This window comes from Aeromonas sp. 11P, from assembly GCF_051920165.1.
In the GTDB taxonomy this organism is placed as follows: domain Bacteria; phylum Pseudomonadota; class Gammaproteobacteria; order Enterobacterales; family Aeromonadaceae; genus Aeromonas; species Aeromonas veronii.
In genome coordinates this window covers 3635588-3657500 of sequence record NZ_JBQBDJ010000004.1, presented here as the reverse complement: position 1 = coordinate 3657500, position 21913 = coordinate 3635588, and the positions used below count along the sequence as shown (strand labels likewise).

Annotated in this window: 19 protein-coding genes and 1 tRNA gene (1 of these 20 only partly in view); 10 read left to right on the top strand and 10 right to left on the bottom strand. The window is 57.1% G+C overall.

Going from position 1 to position 21913, the window contains the following annotated elements; genetic code table 11:
• From ACTG1P_RS16985 to ACTG1P_RS16970, 4 genes are all read right to left on the bottom strand, one after another.
• Window positions 1-1652, bottom strand: partial view of a putative bifunctional diguanylate cyclase/phosphodiesterase gene (locus ACTG1P_RS16985; protein WP_440001778.1) — the 5' portion only. 280 nt of this gene lie to the left of the window's left edge; only the first 1652 of its 1932 coding nucleotides appear in the window; its start codon is at window positions 1650-1652; its stop codon lies beyond the left edge, outside the window.
• Window positions 1653-1675: 23 nt separating this feature from the next.
• Window positions 1676-2176 (bottom strand): molybdopterin-binding oxidoreductase, encoded by a 501-nt coding sequence (locus ACTG1P_RS16980; RefSeq protein ID WP_201983621.1) that lies wholly within the window; start codon window positions 2174-2176, stop codon window positions 1676-1678.
• A gap of 101 nt (window positions 2177-2277) precedes the next feature.
• Complete coding sequence (gene groL, locus ACTG1P_RS16975; RefSeq protein WP_005340575.1) at window positions 2278-3912, bottom strand: chaperonin GroEL; 1635 nt, start codon at window positions 3910-3912, stop codon at window positions 2278-2280.
• A gap of 43 nt (window positions 3913-3955) precedes the next feature.
• The gene (locus ACTG1P_RS16970; protein ID WP_005340573.1) at window positions 3956-4249 is read right to left on the bottom strand and encodes a co-chaperone GroES; all 294 of its coding nucleotides are present in this window, start codon (window positions 4247-4249) and stop codon (window positions 3956-3958) included.
• 260 nt (window positions 4250-4509) lie between these two features.
• Between ACTG1P_RS16970 and ACTG1P_RS16965 the strand changes: the two genes are divergently transcribed.
• The gene (locus ACTG1P_RS16965; protein WP_440002316.1) at window positions 4510-5844 is read left to right on the top strand and encodes an MATE family efflux transporter; all 1335 of its coding nucleotides are present in this window, start codon (window positions 4510-4512) and stop codon (window positions 5842-5844) included.
• A 47-nt stretch (window positions 5845-5891) separates the two neighbouring features.
• On the opposite strand, the gene ACTG1P_RS16960 is transcribed toward ACTG1P_RS16965, so the two are convergent.
• Window positions 5892-6368, bottom strand: a complete 477-nt coding sequence (locus tag ACTG1P_RS16960; RefSeq protein WP_259584081.1) for an FxsA family protein — start codon at window positions 6366-6368, stop codon at window positions 5892-5894.
• A 442-nt stretch (window positions 6369-6810) separates the two neighbouring features.
• Here ACTG1P_RS16960 and aspA point away from each other — a divergent pair, with 442 nt between their 5' ends.
• A complete protein-coding gene (aspA, locus tag ACTG1P_RS16955) occupies window positions 6811-8253 on the top strand; it encodes an aspartate ammonia-lyase (RefSeq protein WP_440001777.1) in 1443 nt (480 codons plus the stop codon).
• A 129-nt stretch (window positions 8254-8382) separates the two neighbouring features.
• A complete protein-coding gene (locus ACTG1P_RS16950) occupies window positions 8383-9702 on the top strand; it encodes an anaerobic C4-dicarboxylate transporter (RefSeq protein ID WP_440001776.1) in 1320 nt (439 codons plus the stop codon).
• Between the two features lie 242 nt (window positions 9703-9944).
• Here the strand turns inward: ACTG1P_RS16950 and tsaD are convergent, their stop codons facing one another.
• Complete coding sequence (gene tsaD, locus ACTG1P_RS16945; RefSeq protein WP_005349085.1) at window positions 9945-10958, bottom strand: tRNA (adenosine(37)-N6)-threonylcarbamoyltransferase complex transferase subunit TsaD; 1014 nt, start codon at window positions 10956-10958, stop codon at window positions 9945-9947.
• Window positions 10959-11137: 179 nt separating this feature from the next.
• Between tsaD and rpsU the strand changes: the two genes are divergently transcribed.
• The 5 genes from rpsU to ACTG1P_RS16920 all read left to right on the top strand — a co-directional run bounded on the left by rpsU (window position 11138) and on the right by ACTG1P_RS16920 (window position 16031).
• On the top strand, window positions 11138-11353 hold the full coding sequence (gene rpsU / locus ACTG1P_RS16940) for a 30S ribosomal protein S21 (RefSeq protein WP_005309452.1): 216 nt from the start codon (window positions 11138-11140) through the stop codon (window positions 11351-11353).
• A 15-nt stretch (window positions 11354-11368) separates the two neighbouring features.
• Complete coding sequence (locus tag ACTG1P_RS16935; RefSeq protein ID WP_042084472.1) at window positions 11369-11812, top strand: GatB/YqeY domain-containing protein; 444 nt, start codon at window positions 11369-11371, stop codon at window positions 11810-11812.
• Window positions 11813-11900: 88 nt separating this feature from the next.
• The gene (dnaG, locus tag ACTG1P_RS16930; protein WP_005340565.1) at window positions 11901-13688 is read left to right on the top strand and encodes a DNA primase; all 1788 of its coding nucleotides are present in this window, start codon (window positions 11901-11903) and stop codon (window positions 13686-13688) included.
• Window positions 13689-13871: 183 nt separating this feature from the next.
• Window positions 13872-15767, top strand: a complete 1896-nt coding sequence (gene rpoD, locus ACTG1P_RS16925; protein WP_290439001.1) for an RNA polymerase sigma factor RpoD — start codon at window positions 13872-13874, stop codon at window positions 15765-15767.
• Between the two features lie 187 nt (window positions 15768-15954).
• A tRNA-Ile gene (locus ACTG1P_RS16920) sits at window positions 15955-16031 on the top strand.
• A gap of 164 nt (window positions 16032-16195) precedes the next feature.
• Here the strand turns inward: ACTG1P_RS16920 and ACTG1P_RS16915 are convergent.
• The 4 genes from ACTG1P_RS16915 to purH all read right to left on the bottom strand — a co-directional run bounded on the left by ACTG1P_RS16915 (window position 16196) and on the right by purH (window position 20376).
• Window positions 16196-16750: a cytochrome b/b6 domain-containing protein gene (locus ACTG1P_RS16915; RefSeq protein ID WP_440001775.1), complete on the bottom strand. Its 555-nt coding sequence runs from the start codon at window positions 16748-16750 to the stop codon at window positions 16196-16198.
• Complete coding sequence (locus ACTG1P_RS16910; RefSeq protein WP_005349056.1) at window positions 16731-17105, bottom strand: cytochrome b562; 375 nt, start codon at window positions 17103-17105, stop codon at window positions 16731-16733. Before ACTG1P_RS16910 ends, ACTG1P_RS16915 begins: the two co-directional genes overlap by 20 nt.
• Window positions 17106-17382: 277 nt before the next feature.
• Window positions 17383-18669, bottom strand: a complete 1287-nt coding sequence (gene purD / locus ACTG1P_RS16905; RefSeq protein ID WP_440001774.1) for a phosphoribosylamine--glycine ligase — start codon at window positions 18667-18669, stop codon at window positions 17383-17385.
• Window positions 18670-18783: 114 nt separating this feature from the next.
• Window positions 18784-20376: a bifunctional phosphoribosylaminoimidazolecarboxamide formyltransferase/IMP cyclohydrolase gene (gene purH / locus ACTG1P_RS16900; protein WP_440001773.1), complete on the bottom strand. Its 1593-nt coding sequence runs from the start codon at window positions 20374-20376 to the stop codon at window positions 18784-18786.
• Between the two features lie 415 nt (window positions 20377-20791).
• On the opposite strand from purH, the gene zntR reads away from it, so the two are divergent.
• Together zntR and ACTG1P_RS16890 are read left to right on the top strand one after the other, a co-directional pair.
• Complete coding sequence (zntR, locus tag ACTG1P_RS16895; RefSeq protein WP_043825867.1) at window positions 20792-21247, top strand: Zn(2+)-responsive transcriptional regulator; 456 nt, start codon at window positions 20792-20794, stop codon at window positions 21245-21247.
• 214 nt (window positions 21248-21461) lie between these two features.
• Window positions 21462-21701, top strand: a complete 240-nt coding sequence (locus ACTG1P_RS16890) for an alternative ribosome-rescue factor A (RefSeq protein ID WP_440001772.1) — start codon at window positions 21462-21464, stop codon at window positions 21699-21701.
• Window positions 21702-21913: the final 212 nt, after the last annotated feature.

The window sequence follows — 21913 nt, the reverse complement described above, 5'->3', positions numbered from 1 at the left end:
TCGATCTTCACCTTGCTGACCGGTAACTTTTGCAGATAACTCAAAGAGGAATAACCAGTCCCAAAATCGTCTAATGCCAGCAGTACCCCCTGCTGATTGAGATCCTGCATCAGTTGCAGCGAGTTCTTCACTTCGCGCATGGTGGTATCTTCCGTGACCTCCAAGACCAGGCTACGGGCAGGCAGGTGGTGCTCCATCAATGCCTTGGCTACCAATTTGAGCAAATTACGCTGGTACATGCCTGGCGAGATATTCACGCACATCTGTAGATCAACCATACCAAGCTGGTGCCACTGATAGAGCTGCTCGCAAGCTGTGTTCAGCACCCAGCTGCCAACCCTTTCGGCAAGCTGGAACTCCTCAGCCACCATGATAACTTCGTTTGGCGGAATGAAGCCGAGCTCAGGATGCCGCCAGCGCAGCAGAGCCTCGACAGCTTCGCAGCGGCCACTCTCTAGGTTGACGATGGGTTGGTAATAGAGTTCCAACGCATTGTGTTCCAGCGCCATGATCATATCCGACGCCAAATGTTTACGCCGCGCCGTCTCGTTGAGCAGGGAGTTATCGTAAATCACATAGGGGACATGGGTCTTGCGACTATGGAACAGGGCCTGCTCCGCACGACTCAACAACTCCTGAGTCTTGTCGCTGTCCATCGGATAGAAGGCAATCCCGATCCCGACTTCAAGCCGGAAGGGATAGTTGTCATAGACGATATCTTGCTTCAGCGCATGCAGCTGTCGTGCTACCAGCTCCCTGACCTGACGCAGATCGCTGCTGCCACGCTGGATAATGGCAAATTGATCCCCCCCCAGACGTCCGCTCCACTCTCCCTCTTCGCAGAGCACTCGGATCCGGGTGGCAAACTCACAAAGCAGATAATCACCGGTGTCATAGCCAAACTTGCTGTTGATATCCCTGAAGTCGTTGATATCGACCAGCACCAGCCCAAACGGCACTTCCTGTGTGGCGTACAGCTCCATCCGCTCCAGCAAGGCAACCCGATTGGACAACCCGGTCAGCGGATCCCGTCTGGCCGCTCTGAAATGGCGACGCCCTTCATATATAAGCAGCATGCTGAGCAGCAGCACTGACATGACCAGACCGGAGACCATCAGCAACAAGGCATTGCGCAATTGGCCAAAATGGCGATCGTTCTCGGAATAGACGTTAATGTTCTTCTGCATCACAGAAGCGAGGGAGTAGGAGAGCGGCTCTTGCAGCGGGGCAAGGCGCATCATGATCTGCTGATAGTCAGATGCCCCGCTTTGCAACTTGGTGATGTCGGGCTCTATTTGGCGAATATTGGTTTCAATCAACTGCACCAGACGCAAGGTTTTCTGCTTGTCCTGCATGCTCTTGCGCAGCTGGCCGCTCAACAGGATGGGCGTTCTGCTCCAGAGAATGTCATAACGTAGCATCAAGGTGTCATGATCAATCCCGCCATAGTGATAGACCTCTACTGCATTGAGGAAACGCCCGAGCTCCAACTGCAACTGCATCAGCGCCCAGGAGACATCATAGGTGTATTTCTCCATCGCTCTGGTCGCATTCTGAATCTGCATCAGGCAATAGAGGGTGCTCCCGGTAAACGACAGGATGGATACATACAGAATGACGAGCAGTGGCCACGCCCTGGTCTTTCCTTTCACCCCATGCTCCCGTGCTGTTTTTATCAGTGCTGAATGTCTATCAAATCCAGCTGCCAGATCATCATGTCGGTATATTCGGATCGCTTCAATTCCGGATATTGATCAAGAGGCAGCATAAACCAGACCGGCCCCTTGTCACGCACCCGCATGACAGCGCCGTTGTCTTCCCATGCGAGGATGGGCTCGTATTTGGCAACCTTGTCCCATTCAATGCGGATCTGGAAACTGTTCAGTGCCGTCAACGTAATGGTCTTGCCATCCGCACCGACTGCAGCCAACACATCGGCCAGTTTTGGGCCTCTATAGGTGTGCGGCTTATCCACCCACGGGTTGCCTGTCACTATCTCATGTTGCGGCAGAGCCTGCAGTTTTGCCAGATCAAACAACACCTTGCCATCAACTTCGTCTGCCGACCTGATGTTGCCACCCACTTTCAGGATCACCGGCCCAGTCAGCGCCTCAGCAGCCATCACCGGCATGATGATCAATGAACACAGTAGTGTCAGCCAACCAAACATTTTCATATCGCCCCCATATTTGCTGTCTCAACAGACTCAGTTTAGCCAGATATAAAAAAACGGCTCGCCTTGAGCGAGCCGTTTGTCAAACAGAGCAAGGGGGATAATTACATCATGCCCATGCCACCCATGCCGCCCATGTCAGGCATGGCAGGGGTATCTTTCTTCGGCAGTTCGGTGACCATGCACTCGGTGGTGATCATCAGACCGGCGATGGAAGAGGCAAACTGCAGGGCGGAACGGGTTACCTTGGTCGGATCCAGGATACCCATGGCCAGCATGTCGCCATACTGTTCGCTGTAAGCGTTGTAACCGAAGTTGCCTTCGCCGTTCTTCACTGCATTGGCAATGACGGAGGCTTCCTCACCGGCGTTGATAACGATTTGACGCAGCGGGGCTTCCATGGCGCGCAGGGCAACCTTGATACCGACGTTCTGATCTTCGTTGTCACCGCGCAGACCAGCCAGTTTGGCTGCAACGCGAACCAGCGCAACACCACCACCGGCAACCACACCTTCTTCAACCGCGGCGCGGGTAGCGTGCAGAGCATCTTCCACGCGTGCTTTTTTCTCTTTCATCTCGACTTCGGTGGCTGCGCCAACCTTGATCACGGCAACACCGCCAGCCAGCTTGGCTACGCGCTCTTGCAGCTTCTCACGGTCGTAGTCGGAAGAGGTCTCTTCGATCTGCTGACGGATCTGGGCAACACGGCCTTCGATCACGCCTGCATCACCCACGCCATCGATGATGGTGGTGTTCTCTTTGGTGATGACGATGCGCTTGGCACGACCCAGATCTTCCAGCGTCGCTTTTTCCAACTCCATGCCAACTTCTTCAGAGATGACAGTACCGCCAGTCAGTACGGCGATATCCTGCAGCATGGCCTTGCGACGGTCACCGAAGCCAGGCGCCTTGACGGCAGCCACTTTCACGATACCGCGCATGGTGTTGACCACCAGAGTCGCCAGCGCTTCGCCTTCTACGTCTTCAGCAACAATCAGCAGTGGCTTGCCAGCTTTGGCAACGCCTTCCAGCACCGGCAGCATTTCGCGGATGTTGGAGACTTTCTTGTCAACCAGCAGGATGAACGGGTCGTCCAGTTCAACGGAACCGGTCTCTTGCTTGTTGATGAAGTAGGGGGACAGGTAGCCACGGTCGAACTGCATACCTTCGACAACCGCCAGCTCATCTTCCAGACCCTGACCATCTTCAACGGTGATGACGCCATCGCGACCCACTTTGTCCATGGCTTCGGCAATCAGCTTGCCCACTTTCTCGTCGGAGTTGGCGGAGATGGTGCCCACCTGAGCGATGGCATTGCTGTCAGCGCACGGCTGGGACAGTGCTTGCAGTTCAGCAACAGCAGCCACAACGGCCTTGTCGATACCGCGCTTCAGATCCATCGGGTTCATACCGGCGGCAACGGCTTTCAGACCTTCGTTGACGATAGCCTGAGCCAGAACGGTTGCAGTAGTAGTACCGTCACCCGCAGCGTCGTTCGCTTTGGAAGCAACTTCCTTGACCATCTGGGCGCCCATGTTCTGGAACTTGTCTTCCAGCTCGATTTCGCGCGCAACAGAAACACCATCTTTAGTGATGGTCGGGGCGCCGAAGGACTTGTCCAGCACCACGTTGCGACCTTTCGGGCCCAGAGTCACCTTGACGGCATCAGCCAGGATGTTTACGCCTTCCAGCATCTTGATGCGGGCTTCGTTACCAAACTTAACGTCTTTAGCTGCCATTTTTCTTCAATCCTTAAATCAATTCGGGGAAAAGGAGGATGGATTACTCTTCGACAATCGCCAGGATGTCGGTTTCGGAGAGGATCAGGACGTCCTGACCATCCAGCTTCTCGGTCTTCACACCGTAGCCTTCGTTGAAGATAACTTTGTCACCAACCTTCACGGCCAGCGCTTTGACTTCGCCATTATCCAGGATACGACCAGTCCCCACGGCAAGCACTTCACCACGGGTGGACTTCTGGGCCGCAGTACCAGTCAAGACGATACCGCCGGCAGATTTGGCTTCAGCTTCGATGCGCTTGATGATGACGCGGTCGTGCAGTGGACGAATTTTCATCGATAACTCTCCCAAAATGAGTCTCATTGTTGCTTCGAGGAATGGCCGTTCCAGGCCAAATCGGATATGTCCCTGATGTGGGGCAGAGTTGCTAACCCTTCAAGGGCAAATACAAAAAAAATTTTTTCACGTACTATAAACATCTTCGATGGTTCAGCCATGTCCGCACTCTGGTGCAAGGTCGGTTCAAGCCGCCCGTTTTCGATGCCAGAACCTTCAAAGCCAGCTGTAGAGACGAGCCTTTGACCCGCACCAACCCCATGCTGACAGCCCCTATTCCGGTCGTACTGCGCCAGATGACGGGCCCCATGATCTTCGGCATCATCGCCATTCTGGCCTTCAATCTGGTCGATACCTTTTTTATCGGTATGCTGGGCACCGAAGCTCTGGCCGCCATCAGTTTTACCTTTCCTGTCACTTTTGTGGTTACCTCGCTGGCGATGGGATTGGGCGCCGGATTGTCAGCGGTGATCGGTCATACCCTGGGGCAGGGCAAACACGATGAGGCGGCCCATCTCGCCACCGACAGTCTGTTTCTGGCGGTGATCATGGTGGCCCTGCTCTCCGCGGGGGGGGCTCTAACCATCAAGCCTCTGTTTACTCTGCTGGGGGCCAGTGCCGAGCTTATCTCCCTTATCCATGACTACATGCTGATCTGGTATCTGACCGTCCCCATGCTGGTGCTGCCCATGGTGGGCAATGCCGCCATCCGGGCGACCGGAGATACTAAAACCCCCAGTCTGGTGATGGCAGTAGCCGGGTTGGTCAACGGGGTACTGGATCCTCTCTTGATCTTCGGTATCGGCCCCTTTCCCGAGTGGGGGATCCGCGGGGCAGCCATCGCGACTTCTATCTCCTGGTTGATGGCGATGCTGGTCAGCCTCTATATCCTGCGTCATCGGGAGGGCTTGCTGCTGTGGCGCCTCTCGCCGCGGGCCCGGTTGCTGACCCACTGGCGGGCCTTGCTCCATGTCGCCGTCCCCGCCTCTTTTACCAATATGCTCAACCCCTTGGCCAATGCGGTGTTGATGACGATCTTTGCGGGTCTGGGTACCGAGGTGGTAGCCGCTTACGGCGCCGCATCGCGGGTTGAGGCGCTGCTGCTGATTGTGATGATGGCCCTCGCCTCCGTACTGGCCCCTTTCATCTCGCAAAACTGCGGTGCCGGTAATCCAGCCCGCGCCAAGGCTGCGCTGCAAAGCTGCATGAGTTTTGCGTTGCTGTTTCAGCTCGCGGTCTATGGCCTGACCTGGCTGCTGGCACCACTCATCGCCAACCTCTTCAGCGATCATCCGCAGGTGATTCGCCTGATTGTTCTCTATCTGCATCTGGTGCCGATCGGTTACGGCTTTCAGGGCATGGTGATGCTGCTGGCCTCGGCACTCAATGGCGTGCGGGCATCCAGTATCTCGTTCTTGTTCAACGGATTGCGGCTGTTTGGTTTTCTATTGCCAGGAGCCTGGCTGGGGGCAAAGCTGGGGGGAGAACAGGGGATATATCTGGGGATCTTGCTGGCCAATCTGGCGGCGGGCACCCTCGCATGGTGGTATGCCCGACACCGCTTCGAGGCGCTGTGCCATCAGGGCAAACCCTGATTCAGTCACTCGCCTCGGGTTTTCGTCTCGTCGATTACTCTTTACACTCACTCTTTGCGCTCAAATTCGCCTTCGATGGTGGTACCGCCCTGCTTGGTATTCCCCAGATGATCATCGGACGGTGCGTTGCCAAACGGTGATTGAGTACGCTGGAAACCGCCCATCTGCATCCGGAACTGGCTGCTGCCGATCAGCTTGTCAGCCAGTTTGTTGCGCAGCCAGGGTTGCAGCAACAGCACACCGAAAATGTCGGTCACGAAACCCGGGATAATCAGCAGCAAACCGGCCAACGCCAGCATCATGCCTCCCATCACCTCGCGGCCCGGCATCTCGCCCATCTGCATCTTTTGCTGGGCGCTGAACAGGGTCTTGATCCCTTCACTGCGCACCAGCGAGGAGCCCAATACCGCAGTCAGTATGAGCAAGCCGACAGTCGGCAGCGCCCCGATCACCGAGCCGACCTCGATCATCACGGTGAGCTCCAGTACCACCAGACCCACCAACAACAAAAACAACTTGCCCATATCCACTCCAGCACCGGTAAATTGAGAAAAAGTGGCACCCATTCAACGATGGTCAGAGGCGATTTTTCCGCCCCGTCATCACCACTTTCTGCCCTGAATAAATGGGGGCTGCCCCCCTCTTTTCAAGTTGGCCAACTGACTCCTACGTCATCAGCAATCTAAAAAACCAGCAAAAAGTCACAAAAATTTATAAAAATCATCATGATAAAAACTTCATAACATATGTGTACTTTCCTCAAAGGAATTTGAAAATGTCGCAAATTTAGTGATCCACCTCTAATAACCGATACCTCAATTGGAGTAGTATATTGATTAGTTTTTCGGGAGGTCATTCTCCCAACCGCCCCACTCGATGTGTGGTGCTTCAGGATGAGCCGTGCGCAAGGAACTCGCGACCACTCGGTGAGGATTTTTCCATTTATCTGATTTCTGAGGCATTACAATGAGCGACATCAAGAACGTCCGCATTGAAGAAGACCTGCTGGGCACCAAAGAAGTTTCCAATGATCTCTACTACGGTGTGCACACCCTGCGCGCTGTCGAGAACTTCAAGATCAGCTCTCAGAAGATTTCTGACGTTCCGGAATTCGTCCGCGGTATGGTGCTGACCAAGAAAGCTGCTGCACTGGCAAACGGCGAGCTCGGTACCATCCGTCCTGAAATTGCTGACAAGATCGTAGAAGCCTGCGACCTGATGCTGAACACCGGCAAATGCTTCGACCAGTTCCCGGTCGACGTTTACCAGGGTGGTGCCGGCACCTCCGTCAACATGAACACCAACGAAGTACTGGCCAACATCGCCCTGGAAATCATGGGTCTGGAGAAAGGCCGTTACGACGTCATCAACCCGAACGACCACGTCAACAAGTGCCAGTCCACCAACGATGCTTATCCCACCGGTTTCCGCGTGGCCGTGGTCAACAGCACTGACGTGACCCTGCACGCGCTGGAGCACCTGATCGCGGCATTCGATGCCAAGGCTGAAGAGTTCAAAAAAGTCCTGAAGATGGGCCGTACCCAGCTGCAGGACGCCGTGCCGATGACCCTGGGTCAGGAGTTCCACGCGTTCGCCGTGACCCTGCGTGAAGAGATCAAATCCATCAAGCGTTGCCAGGAGCTGCTGCTGGAAGTGAACCTGGGCGCTACCGCCATCGGTACCGGTCTGAACACCCCGCCCGAGTACTCTGCACTGGCCATCAAGCGTCTGGCCGAGATCACCGGCCGTGCCTATGTACCGGCTGAAGATCTGATCGAAGCAACCTCCGACTGCGGCGCCTACGTCATGCTGCACGGCGCCATCAAGCGTCTGGCCATGAAGCTGTCCAAGATCTGTAACGACCTGCGTCTGCTCTCCTCCGGCCCGCGCACTGCCCTGAAAGAGATCAACCTGCCGGAAATGCAGGCTGGTTCCTCCATCATGCCGGCCAAGGTCAACCCGGTTATCCCGGAAGTGGTCAACCAGTCCTGCTTCAAGGTATTCGGTAACGACATCACCATCACCTTCGCCGCCGAAGCCGGTCAGCTGCAGCTGAACGTCATGGAGCCGGTGATTGGTCAGGCAATGTTCGAATCCCTGAGCCTGATGGAAAAAGCCTGTATCTCCCTGCGCGAGAAGTGCGTGGAAGGTATCACCGCCAACCCGGAAATCTGCATGAACCACGTGCTGAACTCCATCGGTATCGTGACCTACCTGAACCCCTTCATCGGTCACCACGAAGGGGACATCGTTGGCAAGATCTGCGCCCAGACCGGCAAGAACGTACGTGAAGTCGTACTGGAGCGCGGCCTGCTGAGCGCCGAGCAGCTGGACGAGATCCTCTCCATCGAGAACCTGATGAACCCGCAATACAAGGCCAAGCGTTTCACTCGCGAAACCACTGTATAAGCGACGCATGGGCCGGGATCTTCCCGGCCCATTTAAAGTCAGTTCCCGATTGGTCTTTATCCCCAGCCCGATCGGGAATTGGCTTTTTGCCAAATAAAAACCAAAAAACTAAAAAATGGAGTTATCGCTATGATTGGAATCGAGTTACTTGTCGTGCTCGCCGCTATCTATCTGGGCGCCCGGATAGGCAGCATCGGCATCGGCTTTGCCGGTGGTCTGGGGGTTCTGGTCCTGACCTGGGGCCTCGGGGTGCAGATCCCGAGCGACCAGCTGGTCACCTACATCCCCTGGGATGTGATCATGATCATTGCGTCCGTCATTTGCGCCATCGCCTGTATGCAACTGGCTGGCGGGATGGACTATCTGGTCTCTCTGGCTGAAAAAGCGCTGCGCAAGAACCCCAAATACATCACCTTCGCCGCCCCGGTCGTCACCTATCTGATGACCATGCTGGCCGGTACCGGTCACACCGCCTTCTCCACCCTGCCGGTTATCGCAGAAGTGGCCAAAGAGCAGGGGATCCGCCCATCCCGCCCGCTCTCCATCGCGGTTGTCGCCTCCCAGATCGCCATCACAGCCTCCCCGATCTCTGCCGCTGTGGTTGCCTTCTCCGGCATGCTCGAGCCGTTCGGTGTTGACTACCTGACCCTGCTAGCCATCTGCATCCCCTCCACCTTCCTGGCCTGTATTCTGGGTGCCTTCATTGCCAACATGATGGGCAAGCCGCTGGAGCAGGACGAAGTCTATCTGGAGCGTAAAGCCAAGGGCCAGATCAAGCTGCGCGGCACCAGCCAGCTGGAAATCAAACCCTACGCCAAGCTGTCCGTCTGGATCTTCATCGCTGCCATCGTGGCCGTCATGGCCTATGCCACCGCGATCTCCGGTAAAGTTGGCCTCATCACCAACCCGCCGATCCCCCGCGATGGCGCCATCATGGGCATCATGCTGGCCGCTGCCACCATCATGACTCTGGTGTGCAAACTGGACGCTACTCAAGTGACCAACATGCCGACCTTCAAGTCCGGTATGTCCGCCTGTATCTGCGTACTGGGTGTGGCCTGGCTGGGTAACGTCTTCGTGAAAGGCAACATGGACACCATCCAGCTGATCGCTGGCGACCTGCTGAACCAGTACTCCTGGCTGCTGGCCGTGGTGCTCTTCTTCGCCGCCATGCTGCTCTACTCACAGGGTGCAACCACCAAGGCCCTGATGCCTGCCGCTCTGGCACTGGGTGTCAGCCCGCTGACCGCCATCGCCTCTTTCGCGGCCGTGAGCGCCCTGTTCGTACTGCCGACCTACCCGACCCTGCTGGCCGCGGTAGAGATGGACGACACCGGCTCAACCCGCATCGGCAAAGCCGTGTTCAACCACCCCTTCTTTATCCCCGGCACCGCCACCATCGCGATTGCCGTGGCGCTGGGCTTCTTCTTCGGCGGTATCCTGCTGTAATTCATCGCATGCCGATCGCCAAATAAAAATCCCCGCCAGTTGGCGGGGATTTTTTTATCTCTTAACTCTGTACTTTGCAGTCTGCCAGCACGAGAGCTGACCTCTTATCCGGATGGCTCAACCACGGCGACAGCAGACACCACAACAGCCTACCAGCGGCGCTATAACCACCGCTGCCGGATTGCAGGAGCAGTAGGCCACCATGGTACTCAGCACCACGCCAGAAGGCGGGATCCGTCGGATCAGACCGGATCCAGAGTATCCAGCGGCCAGCGCGGCACGGCTTTGACCGCCAGCGGCTCAAACACGCCCGCTTTCAGGCGCTGCATACCGGCATAGGCAATCATGGCGCCGTTATCGGTGCAATATTCAGTGCGCGGATAGAACACCTCGCCCTTGAGGCTCTCCATCAGCTCCGCCAGCTGGGCACGCAGATGACGGTTGGCACTGACACCACCGGCGACCACCAGACGCTTAAGACCGGTCTCTTTCAAAGCACGACGGCACTTGATGGCCAGGGTATCGACCACCGCATCTTCAAACGCCCGAGCGATATCGGCACGTGTCTGCTCATCATCACCATTGGCGGCGATGGTGTTGGCGGTGAAGGTCTTCAGGCCGGAGAAGCTCATGTCGAGCCCTGGGCGATCAGTCATGGGGCGGGGGAAGTGGAAACGTCCGGTGGTGCCCTTCTCGGCCAGACGGGAGAGCAGCGGACCACCCGGATAGTCCAGCCCCATCAGCTTGGCGGTCTTGTCGAACGCTTCGCCAGCGGCATCATCGATGGATTCCCCCAGCAGCTGATAACTGCCGATGCCATCAACCCGTACCAGCATGGAGTGACCACCGGAGACCAGCAGCGCCACGAAGGGGAACTCGGGAGCTTTCTCTTCCAGCATGGGGGCCAGCAGGTGCCCTTCCATATGATGGACGGCAATGGCCGGCTTGTTCCACGCCATCGCCAGCGAGCGGCCAATGGTCGCCCCCACCAGAATGGCGCCAACCAGACCCGGACCCGCGGTATACGCGATGCCGTCGATGTCATCTTTGCCCAGTCCCGCCTCTTGCAATGCGGCCTGGATCAACGGGATCGTCTTGCGAACATGATCCCGGCTGGCGAGTTCGGGGACAACGCCACCGTAGTCCGCATGCAGCTTGACCTGGCTGTATAACTGATGGGAAAGGATCCCTTTTTGATCGTCGAAGATCGCGATCCCGGTTTCGTCACAGGATGTCTCTATGCCCAATACACGCATTGCTAAAAAATTTCACTGCTAAAATGAGACGGCTATGGTAACCTTCGCGGGTTTTTTAAACCAGAGCGATCTCTGCGGGTTTACTTTCATTCCCTGTCCAGAGTATAATTTCGCACCATTTTAAGACATGCTGATCGATTGAAGGTCAGCTAACAATTTATCACTGAGGTGAAAGGCACATGCCAGTAATCAAAGTCCGTGAAAATGAGCCGTTTGACGTTGCTCTGCGTCGTTTCAAGCGTTCTTGCGAAAAAGCCGGTATCCTGTCCGAAGTTCGTAGCCGTGAGTTCTACGAGAAGCCGACTACCATTCGTAAGCGTGCCAAAGCGTCTGCTGTCAAGCGTCACGCCAAGAAGCTGTCTCGCGAAAACGCACGTCGTATCCGCCTGTACTAATCGGGAGATATTGCCGTGTCTCTGAAGGATCAACTCAAGGATCAGCAAAAACTCGCCATGCTTGCCAAAGATAAGGCACGTCTGGGAGCGATCCGCTTGTTGATGGCAGAAATCAAGCAACGTGAAGTCGATACCCGTATCGAGCTGAATGATGAGGATATCCTCGCTGTCGTGACCAAAATGGTCAAACAGCGCCGCGATTCCATCAGCCAATTTGAAGCTGCCGGTCGCCAGGATCTCGCCGACAAAGAGTCCGCCGAGATCGTTGTGTTGCAGGAATTCCTGCCGCAACAGCTGACCGCAGATGAAATTGCCGCCCTGATCGAGCAAGCCATCACTGAAAGTGGTGCTGCCATCATGGCTGATATGGGCAAGGTCATGGCTGTCTTGAAGCCGAAAATTCAGGGGCGTGCCGATGTCGGCGCCGTCAGTGCTCAGGTGAAAACCCGCTTGGCGTAACAGGCAACTCTCTTGTTTGGTCGAAGAAGCCGTGCTTCCCTTGGAATGCGCGGCTTTTTTATTTTCTCCGCAATGAAACAGGACGGTTATGGCAGGCAGGATCCCCCAATCCTTTATCGACGATCTGCTCGTACGCACAGACATAGTCGAGCTGATCGACTCGCGAGTGCGGCTGAAAAAAGCCGGTAAGAACTACCAGGCTTGCTGCCCTTTTCATAACGAAAAAAGCCCCTCTTTTACCGTCAGCCAGGAGAAGCAGTTCTACCACTGTTTCGGTTGTGGCGCCCACGGCAACGCCATCGGCTTTGTCATGGAGTACGACGGTCTCGAATTTCCCGATGCCATCGAAGAGCTCGCCAGCATGCAGGGCATGCAGGTGCCTCGCGAGCAGAGCATCGGCGGCTCGGCCAATAGCCAGCCCGCCGTCAGCAAGGATCTGTTCGAGCTGATGAACCAGATTGCCCGCTTCTACGAGAGCAACCTCAAGAGTGCTCCTCATGCGGTGGAGTACCTCAAAGGCCGCGGCCTGACCGGTGAAGTGGTCAAACGATTCAACATTGGCTATGCACCCAGCGATTGGGATCAGGTGCGCCGCCGCTTTGGTACCAGCCGGGATCACGAGCAGCTGCTTATCTCGGGCGGCATGCTGATCACCCGTGACAATGGCCCGGGCAGCTATGACCGTTTCCGCGACCGCATCATGTTCCCGATCCGCGACAAGCGTGGCCGGGTGATCGGTTTCGGTGGCCGAGTGCTGGGTGATGGCACCCCCAAGTATCTGAACTCGCCGGAGACCCCCATCTTCCATAAAGGGCGGGAGCTGTTCGGTCTCTACGAAGTGAAGCAGGCACACAAGGATCCACGCCGGATCCTGGTGGTGGAAGGCTACATGGATGTAGTGGCACTCGGTCAGTACGACATCGACTATGCGGTGGCGGCGCTGGGTACTGCAACGACCAGCGACCATATCCACACCCTGTTTCGCACCACCGCCGAGGTGGTCTGCTGCTACGACGGTGACAACGCCGGTCGTGAAGCCGCCTGGCGCGCGCTGGATAATGCCCTCCCCCATCTGCAGGATGGTCGCGAGCTGAAGTTCGTGTTCCTGCCCGATGGCGAGGATCCCGACTCGCTGGTACGCCAGATCGGCAAGGAGGGCTTTGAAGCCCTGCTCGATGAAGCCCAACCGTTCGCCGACTTCATGTTCGAGCGTCTCGGCCGGGATGCGGCGCTATCCGGTGAGGCAGGCAAGTTCGAAGTTGCCAACAAGGCCGCCGAGCTTATTCGCCGCGTACCGGAAGGGTTTACCCGCGAAGGGCTGATCACTCGTCTCTCCAGCATGATGCGCTGGGGCGAGAACAAACAGCGCATCGCCGAGCTCTTTGCCCGCAACAGTCAGCCCAAGGCCGAGGTCAACAAACCCAAGGCAGCCAAGCTGACGCCACTGCGGCGTGCGCTGGCACTGATGGTGCAATATCCGGCAGTAACGGCTGAGCTTCCCCCCATGCCGGAATTGGCCGGACTGCGCGTACAGGGCATCAAGTTCCTGCTGCAACTGCACCAGCAGATCCTGGCACAGCCCGGTATTACCACTGGTATCCTGCTGGAACACTGGCGTGGCACCAAAGAGGGGGAAATCCTCGCCCAGCTGGCCATGCACGACCTGTTCGAGGAGATCAAACTCGATCAGGAGCCGGATATTCTGGGAGAATTGCAGGACACCTTCGTCGGCTTCATCAACCAGTTTCTGAAACAGCGGATCGAAGAATTGCAGGCCAAAGTGGCTCAGGAAGGACTAAGCTCCGAAGAAACCCAAGAGCTGATGATGCTGATAAGAGAGGTGCAAATTGAGAAAAGAAATGAGAGTGGGGCTTGATATTTGAGTGATTAGTCCCAATATGGATAGCGTTGCCCGAATCGACGGGATGAAAAGCAAAAATTTTATAACCGCCTGGCCCCGACAATACTGCGGGCAGGGGTTTCTCATGACCGACGCCGCAACCAGACATAGCATGTCTGGCGGTTTTCTATTAGAATTGGCTATTTGCGCAGCAGCGCACTGTACGCGCAACCTAGCAACACCAACCGGATGAGTTCTATGGAGCAAACCCCGCAGTCTCAGCTTAAACTCCTCGTTGCCAAAGGTAAAGAACAGGGCTACCTGACCTATGCCGAGGTGAACGATCACCTCCCGCAAGACATTGTCGATTCAGACCAGATCGAAGACATCATTCAGATGATCAACGATATGGGCATTCAAGTGGTTGAAAACGCTCCGGATGCCGATGACCTTATCATGGCTGAAGGTGGTACCGCCGATGAGGACGCTGCCGAAGCAGCGGCCCAGGCTCTGGCATCTGTTGAATCTGAGATTGGTCGCACGACCGATCCCGTCCGCATGTACATGCGGGAAATGGGTACCGTCGAACTGCTGACCCGTGAAGGCGAAATCGACATCGCCAAGCGGATCGAAGACGGTATCAACCAGGTACAAAGCTCCGTAGCCGAGTACCCTGAAGCAATTACTTACCTGCTCGAACAGTACGACAAGTACGAAGCCGAGCAGCTGCGTCTCTCTGACATCATCTCTGGCTTTATTGATCCGAACGAAACTGAAGATATGGCGCCTACCGCCACGCATATCGGTTCCGAACTCGGCGAAGACGATCTGGCCGACGAAGATGAAGAGGACGAAGAAGACGAAGACGAAGATGGCGACAGCTCTGACGACGACGGTGACGGTGGTCCGGATCCGGAAGTTGCTCGCGAGAAGTTCGGCGAACTGCGTGCCCAGTATGAAGTGACTCGCCTCTCCATTCAAAAGAATGGTCGCGCCCACGACGATACCCAGGCCGCCATCGCCCAGCTGGCCGATGTATTCCGTCAATTCCGCCTGATGCCCAAGCAGTTCGATCGCCTGGTCAACAACATGCGTGAAATGATGGAGCGTGTCCGCGTGCAGGAACGCATCATCATGAAGCTCTGCGTTGAGCAGGCCAAGATGCCGAAGAAAACCTTCGTCGCGGCCTTCACCAACAACGAGTGCGAAACTGCCTGGTTCGAATACCAAAAGCAGGCTGGCAAAGCCTGGTCTCCCCGTCTGGTTGAAATGGACGAGGATATTCAGCGTGCCATTGGCAAGCTGCAACAGATTGAAGAAGAGACCGGTCTGTCAATTGCCCAGATCAAGGATATCAACCGTCGCATGAGCATCGGTGAGGCTAAAGCCCGCCGTGCGAAGAAAGAGATGGTTGAGGCCAACTTGCGTCTGGTTATCTCTATCGCCAAGAAGTACACCAACCGCGGTCTGCAGTTCCTGGATCTGATCCAGGAGGGCAACATCGGTCTGATGAAGGCGGTAGACAAGTTTGAATACCGTCGTGGCTACAAGTTCTCGACCTACGCTACCTGGTGGATCCGTCAGGCCATTACCCGCTCCATCGCGGATCAGGCCCGTACCATCCGTATCCCGGTGCACATGATCGAGACTATCAACAAGCTCAACCGTATCTCCCGTCAGATGCTGCAGGAGATGGGTCGTGAACCGAACCCGGAAGAGCTGGCCATGCGCATGGGCATGCCGGAAGACAAGATCCGCAAGGTACTGAAGATCGCCAAAGAGCCTATCTCCATGGAGACGCCCATCGGTGATGATGAAGATTCCCACTTGGGCGACTTTATCGAAGATACCACCCTGGCTCTGCCAGCGGATGCCGCGACCAGCGAAAGCCTGCGCAACGCCACCCGCGAAGTGCTGGCTGGCCTGACCGCCCGCGAAGCCAAGGTGCTGCGGATGCGTTTCGGTATCGACATGAACACTGACCACACCCTCGAGGAAGTGGGCAAGCAGTTCGACGTTACCCGTGAGCGTATTCGTCAGATCGAAGCCAAGGCACTGCGCAAACTGCGCCACCCGAGCCGCTCGGAAGTGCTGCGCAGCTTCCTGGACGAATAGTCCTGACCCTGTGTCAAACTGCTCTGCCAAAGCCCCGCCATGCGGGGCTTTGTTTTGTCTGGCATTTACCCTTGCGACCGGCTTTGCACCCTCTATCGACCTGGACAATTAGTCGCCAAGTGGTTGATATGCCTATAGACTGCCCTTTCCTCTTCCCCTATAATCCACGCCGCTAAACGCACAATTTGGCCCCTTAGCTCAGTTGGTCAGAGCAGTCGACTCATAATCGATTGGTCGTGGGTTCAAGTCCCCCAGGGGCCACCAAATTGAAAAAGGCCGCTCATCATGAGCGGCCTTTTTGCATCTGCCGAACGAGCAATATCCAGTGATGAGCTCGATGAGGTCATAGAAAAGACCCGCCATAGGCGGGTCTGGGCAGGGTCCGGATCAGGCGCCTCACTCAGAGACAAGGAGCCTAATGCTGAGCCTCAGGTTTGCTCGTTGCTGCCGCTCTGGATGGATGAGCGACGCCCGGCGGGCAGCATCCGGGTAACCAGATTGCTGCGCTGACGCCAGGAGGTGAAGACAATGGCCAGCAAGTGCAGACCAATCAACCCCTGCAGCACCACCACGCACCACTCATGCCACTCGTCAGCCCCCAGTTCAAATCCCGTCTCGGTATTTTGAAACCAGCCGCTGCCAGCAGTGGCCAGCACAACTAGCCAGAGCGCCCACACAGCCAGCTTGCCGCTGCCGTGATGACCCGGTGCCGGAGGCTGCCGCTCACGCATCTCGCGCGCCTGCTGGAGAAAATCCTCACCACTGGGGATGAGGGCACCAAGGCGAGCGTAGCCACGGGCAAAAGTGAGCCCCCAGAGCAGACGCAAGGAGACCAGCCCAATGGCGCCGTAACCCAGCCACTCGTGCCACTCCTCCCCCGCTTCGTTAACCCAGAGGTTGCCGATGCAGACTGCCGCCAAGCCCCAATGGGTCAGGCGAACCAGCGGATCCCAGCGGAAGGACTCACCCTTTTTGCTTGGCATATTTGTGGTACTCCTTCTTCAGGTCGTTGACCTTGGCCAGATGTTCGCGCGCCTTGGCCTCATCACCCGCCTTGAGTGCGGCCAGGCTAGCGTCCAGCTCGGTCTGTACCTCGTTCATCCCTTCAAGGAATTTCTCTTTCTTGGCGGCCGGCATGTTCTTCTGCTTGGCCACATCCAGCTGGGCCTTCATCTCGTTGATGTGCTTCTCCATGGTGGCTGCATCATCAGCCTTGACGGCCTGCTTGTAGTTGAAGCCAATCTTCTTCATCGGCTGTTCCAGATCACCCGCCACGGCAGGCAGGGTCATCAGGCCAAACATCAGGGGCAGCAGCAGGGGGCGGACGGTTTTCAACATGGGATTTCCTTATATAACGACATGCTCGAATTGTTAGGGGTACTTATGAATCCAAACAAGAATTCATCACCAGCATGATGCCATGACTCATGGTGAAACGTTTGTGAAAAATGCTGTTTTTTGTGGCAAATAGTGACAGATATGCCGCGCTTGTTTGCGCTTGGTAACTGATTGAACGCCGGTGACGCGCACCATGAAGATGGTTGAAAACGGTAAACAGGGACAAAAAACCCCGCCGTAGCGGGGTCTGAATCAGCTGGCCATTTGCGTGCGTCAGTTACTCCTGTTCGCGAGCAATGGCGCGCCAGCCGATATCCTTGCGGTAGAAGACGCCATCCCACTTGATGCGGCCAGCGAGCTGATAGGCACGCTGCTGGGCTTCTGCCACTGTGTGGCCGAGGGCGGTGGCGCACAACACGCGGCCGCCAGCGGTCAGGCTGGTATCGCCCTCCAGGCGGGTACCGGCATGAAACACCTTCTCGCCCGCCACTTCATCCACCGGCAAGCCGCTGATGGGGTGGTTGGTCCTGTAATCGCCGGGATAGCCTCCCGCCGCCAGCACCACGCCGATAGCGGCGCGGGGATCATAAATGGCCTCTTTCTGATCCAGCTTGCCTGCGCAAGCGGCCAGGCAGAGCTCCACCAGATCGGACTGCATCCGCAGCATGATGGGCTGGGTCTCGGGATCGCCGAAACGACAGTTGAACTCGATCACCTTGGGATTTCCTGCACCGTCGATCATCAGACCGGCATAGAGGAAACCGGTGTAGACGTTGCCTTCGGCCGCCATGCCGCGCACGGTCGGCATGATCACCTGCTCCATCACTTTCTGATGTACCTCGGCGGTTACCACTGGTGCCGGGGAGTAAGCCCCCATACCGCCGGTGTTGAGGCCAGTATCACCGTCGCCAACCCGCTTGTGATCCTGACTGGTGGCCATCGGCAGCACGTGCTCGCCATCGACCATGACGATGAAGCTGGCCTCTTCCCCCTCCAGAAACTCCTCAATCACCACCCGGGAGCCAGCTTCGCCAAAGGCATTGCCGGAGAGCATGTCGCGCACCGCGTCTTCCGCCTCCTGCAAGGTCATGGCGACAATCACCCCCTTGCCCGCCGCCAGACCATCGGCCTTGATGACGATGGGGGCGCCCTTCTCGCGCAAGTAGGCGAGCGCAGGCTCCACTTCGGTAAAGTTCTGGTACTCGGCAGTCGGGATGGCGTGACGGGCCAGGAAATCCTTGGTGAAAGCCTTGGAGCCTTCCAGCTGGGCAGCGGCAGCGGTCGGGCCAAAGATCGGCTGACCGGCGGCGCGGAAGGCATCCACCACCCCTTTCACCAGCGGCGCTTCCGGCCCGACGATGGTGAGGCCGACCTGCTTCTCTTTGGCAAAGGCCAGCAGCCCTTCGATATCGGTTGCCTCGATGGCGACGTTCTCGACACCCGGCTCAAGCTGGGTGCCCGCATTGCCCGGCGCCACAAAAACGTGGCGTACCAGCGGGGAGTGTTTGGCCTTCCAGGCCAGGGCGTGTTCACGGCCACCGTTACCAATGATCAGTACTTTCATCGTATCGCTCGCTTCTATTTGTGGTCACTGGACGGCCACCCGGGCCGTCAACCAGTGGAAATAGTCAGTTGAAAAGAGACAACAAAAGGGCCGCCATCGGCAGCCCCTGACCCATCAATGACGGAAATGGCGCATGTTGGTGAAGACCATGCACATGCCGTGCTCGTCGGCGGCGTCGATCACCTCCTGATCGCGCATCGAGCCACCCGGCTGGATCACGCAGGAGATACCGGCCTGCGCGGCAGCATCGATACCATCGCGGAACGGGAAGAAGGCATCGGAGGCCATCACGGAGCCCGCCACGGTCAGCCCTTCATCCGCCGCCTTGATACCGGCGATTTTGGCGGAGTAGACGCGGCTCATCTGGCCGGCACCAACGCCGATGGTCTGGCCATCTTTGGCGTAGACGATGGCGTTGGATTTGACGAACTTGGCCACTTTCCAGCAGAACAGCAGATCTTGCAGCTCTGCCTCGGTCGGCTGGCGCTTGCTGACCACGGTCAGATCACCCAGCGTCACCATGCCGAGATCCCGCTCCTGTACCAGCAGGCCGCCGTTGACGCGCTTGAGGTCAAAGCCTTGCGCCGGTGCCGTCCACTGACCGCATTCGAGCAGACGCACGTTCTGCTTGGCAGCGACCGCATCGCGGGCCTCCTGGCTGACGGTGGGGGCGATGATCACTTCGACAAACTGGCGGGCCACGATGGCTGCCGCAGTGGCGCCATCCAGCTCGCGGTTGAAGGCGATGATGCCGCCAAAGGCGGAGGTGGGGTCGGTCTGGTAAGCGCGATCGTAGGCACTCAGCAGGTCGTTACCGATGGCCACGCCGCAGGGGTTGGCATGCTTGACGATGACGCAGGCCGGCTCGTCGAACTCCTTCACACACTCCAGCGCCGCATCGGTATCGGCGATGTTGTTGTAGGAGAGCGCCTTGCCCTGCAGCTGGGTAGCGCTGGAGACAGAACCCGGCGCGGCATGCTCTTCGGCGTAGAAGGCGGCTGCCTGATGGCTGTTTTCGCCGTAACGCATGTCCTGCTTCTTGATGAACTGGCTGTTGAAGGTGCGCGGGAAGCAGGACTCCTCGTCACCCTCCTTGTTGTCACCGTAAGAAGGAACCATGGTGCCGAAGTAGTTGGCGATCATGCCGTCGTAGGCAGCGGTGTGCTCGAAGGCTGCGATGGCCAGATCGAAACGGGTCGCCAGTTTCAGACTGTTGCCGTTGGCATCCATTTCGCGAATAACCCGATCATAATCGGCAGCTTTGACGACGATGGCGACATCTTTGTGGTTTTTGGCGGCAGAACGCACCATGGTCGGGCCGCCGATGTCGATGTTCTCGACCGCATCCGCCAGGGTACAACCCGCTTTGGCTACGGTGGCAGCAAAGGGGTAGAGGTTGACGACAACCATGTCGATGGGGGAGATAGCGTGCTGGGCCATGATGGCGTCATCCTGATCCCGACGACCGAGGATGCCGCCATGAACCTTGGGATGCAGGGTCTTGACCCGGCCATCCATCATTTCAGGGAAACCCGTGTAGTCGGAGACCTCGGTCACCGGCAGACCCGCCTCGCCAAGCAGCTTGGCGGTACCGCCCGTGGAGAGCAGGGCAACACCACGCTCGTTGAGTGCCTTGGCAAATTCCAGAATGCCAGTTTTGTCAGACACACTCAGCAGTGCACGGCGAATGGGTCGAGCTTGTTCCATCACACTATCGTCCTCAACATAACGGGGACCGTTCCATGGGAGGCGAGGCTCAACACAGAGAGTCCCCAAATAAATGGAAGTGGGGGATTTCGCAAACCACTCTCGCCCCGACATCCGGCAAAAGCGTTTTAGGAAATGCCCGCTTGGTGCGGCGCTCTGTTATGGGCGCGTATTCTACACAAAAAATGTGACCTGTGGTGGATTTTTTGAAACAGCAAAGCCTTATTTGGCGCGGCGTTAAACGTTTTCCACTTGATTTTCTCGAAACGTTTGCACTTTCAGTGTTTTATGGGAAAAAGGGTCGCCAGGAGATGTTTATCTGCCCCTTTTATGCCCTTGGCTGGCAATCCATGGGCAAAGGGGTGATAGTGGATTCCGGTTTTTGTGGCGGCATACATTCAAGGGGAGAGAGAGCATGTATCGGATCGGTGAACTGGCCAAGGCGTGCGGGGTCAAGGCAGATACCCTGCGTTTTTACGAGAAGAACGGGCTTATCTCACCGGGGATCCGCAACGAATCCGGCTACCGCCTCTACAGTGAACAGGACAAGCGGCGGCTGGAGTTCATCATTCGCGCCAAGTCGGTGGGATTCTCGCTGGCCGATATCGGCGAGCTGCTCGACCTCGATACCAACAAGGCCAAAGTCACCTGTCAGGAGGTGAAAGCAGTGGCCGACACCAAGCTGGCCCAGGTGGAGCAGAAGATCATCGAACTGACCCGCTTTCGCGACAACCTGAGAGAGCTCTCCAATATCTGCTGCGGCGGCCCCCGCTCGGCGGAGCACTGCGCCATCCTCGAGACGCTGGAATCTGGTGCCCCGGCCCATCACGAGCATCACAACCACGACCAGCATGACCCGGTTCACGGCTGACATGGTATGCCTGACTGAGCGTGCCTAGCTCAGTGTGACTGACTCGGCGCCGCCGACGCATTGCTCGGGCGGCGATTTGGTGACAAAATCGCCGCGTTTTTAACCGGTGCCAGTGCATCCGGTTACCGGGCGCTCAGCTGAACAGGCGCTCGCAGCGAAAACCACCATCCAGACACAAGAATCAACACACCAAGAGAAAAGAAGAGGAGCCATCATGGCCAAGATCCGGGTCGACCAACCCGTCCTCCCCCGTGAGGAAGATGCGCAAGGGGGCCGCTATGCCCATCAGCGCGGCGAGATAAAGGATAACCATCTGCACGCCCTGCTCTCCGATCCCCTGTTTCGCAGCCGGGTCGAGCGCAACAAGAAGGGCAAGGGGAGTTACCAGCGCAAGGCCAAATTTGGCAAGCGGTGGGAGCCCGGCCAACAGCAGATGATCAGCGTCTGCTGCTGAGCGGGTTTCTACCGACCATAAACAATCAGGGCGCCATTGGCGCCCTGATTGTTATCTCGAAACACGGTTCGCCAAAACTGCCTCACGACCTGTTGCGAGAAGCTGTCAGCGAGGTGAAGAGCAGCGCAGGAACCGGAGCGTATAAATATACGTGAGGCTTCCGAGCAGCGCATGAACCTTGATCACGGCTTCGCAGCCAGATCGTGAGCCAG

Bases quoted from the DNA above. Each gene is read 5' to 3' on its own strand.
- ACTG1P_RS16980 (WP_201983621.1), bottom strand. From the start codon at position 2,176: ATGAAAATGTTTGGTTGGCTGACACTACTGTGTTCATTGATCATCATG.
- groL (WP_005340575.1), bottom strand. From the start codon at position 3,912: ATGGCAGCTAAAGACGTTAAGTTTGGTAACGAAGCCCGCATCAAGATG.
- ACTG1P_RS16970 (WP_005340573.1), bottom strand. From the start codon at position 4,249: ATGAAAATTCGTCCACTGCACGACCGCGTCATCATCAAGCGCATCGAA.
- ACTG1P_RS16965 (WP_440002316.1), top strand. From the start codon at position 4,510: ATGCTGACAGCCCCTATTCCGGTCGTACTGCGCCAGATGACGGGCCCC.
- ACTG1P_RS16960 (WP_259584081.1), bottom strand. From the start codon at position 6,368: ATGGGCAAGTTGTTTTTGTTGTTGGTGGGTCTGGTGGTACTGGAGCTC.
- aspA (WP_440001777.1), top strand. From the start codon at position 6,811: ATGAGCGACATCAAGAACGTCCGCATTGAAGAAGACCTGCTGGGCACC.
- ACTG1P_RS16950 (WP_440001776.1), top strand. From the start codon at position 8,383: ATGATTGGAATCGAGTTACTTGTCGTGCTCGCCGCTATCTATCTGGGC.
- tsaD (WP_005349085.1), bottom strand. From the start codon at position 10,958: ATGCGTGTATTGGGCATAGAGACATCCTGTGACGAAACCGGGATCGCG.
- rpsU (WP_005309452.1), top strand. From the start codon at position 11,138: ATGCCAGTAATCAAAGTCCGTGAAAATGAGCCGTTTGACGTTGCTCTG.
- dnaG (WP_005340565.1), top strand. From the start codon at position 11,901: ATGGCAGGCAGGATCCCCCAATCCTTTATCGACGATCTGCTCGTACGC.
- ACTG1P_RS16915 (WP_440001775.1), bottom strand. From the start codon at position 16,750: ATGCCAAGCAAAAAGGGTGAGTCCTTCCGCTGGGATCCGCTGGTTCGC.
- ACTG1P_RS16910 (WP_005349056.1), bottom strand. From the start codon at position 17,105: ATGTTGAAAACCGTCCGCCCCCTGCTGCTGCCCCTGATGTTTGGCCTG.
- purD (WP_440001774.1), bottom strand. From the start codon at position 18,669: ATGAAAGTACTGATCATTGGTAACGGTGGCCGTGAACACGCCCTGGCC.
- purH (WP_440001773.1), bottom strand. From the start codon at position 20,376: ATGGAACAAGCTCGACCCATTCGCCGTGCACTGCTGAGTGTGTCTGAC.
- zntR (WP_043825867.1), top strand. From the start codon at position 20,792: ATGTATCGGATCGGTGAACTGGCCAAGGCGTGCGGGGTCAAGGCAGAT.
- ACTG1P_RS16890 (WP_440001772.1), top strand. From the start codon at position 21,462: ATGGCCAAGATCCGGGTCGACCAACCCGTCCTCCCCCGTGAGGAAGAT.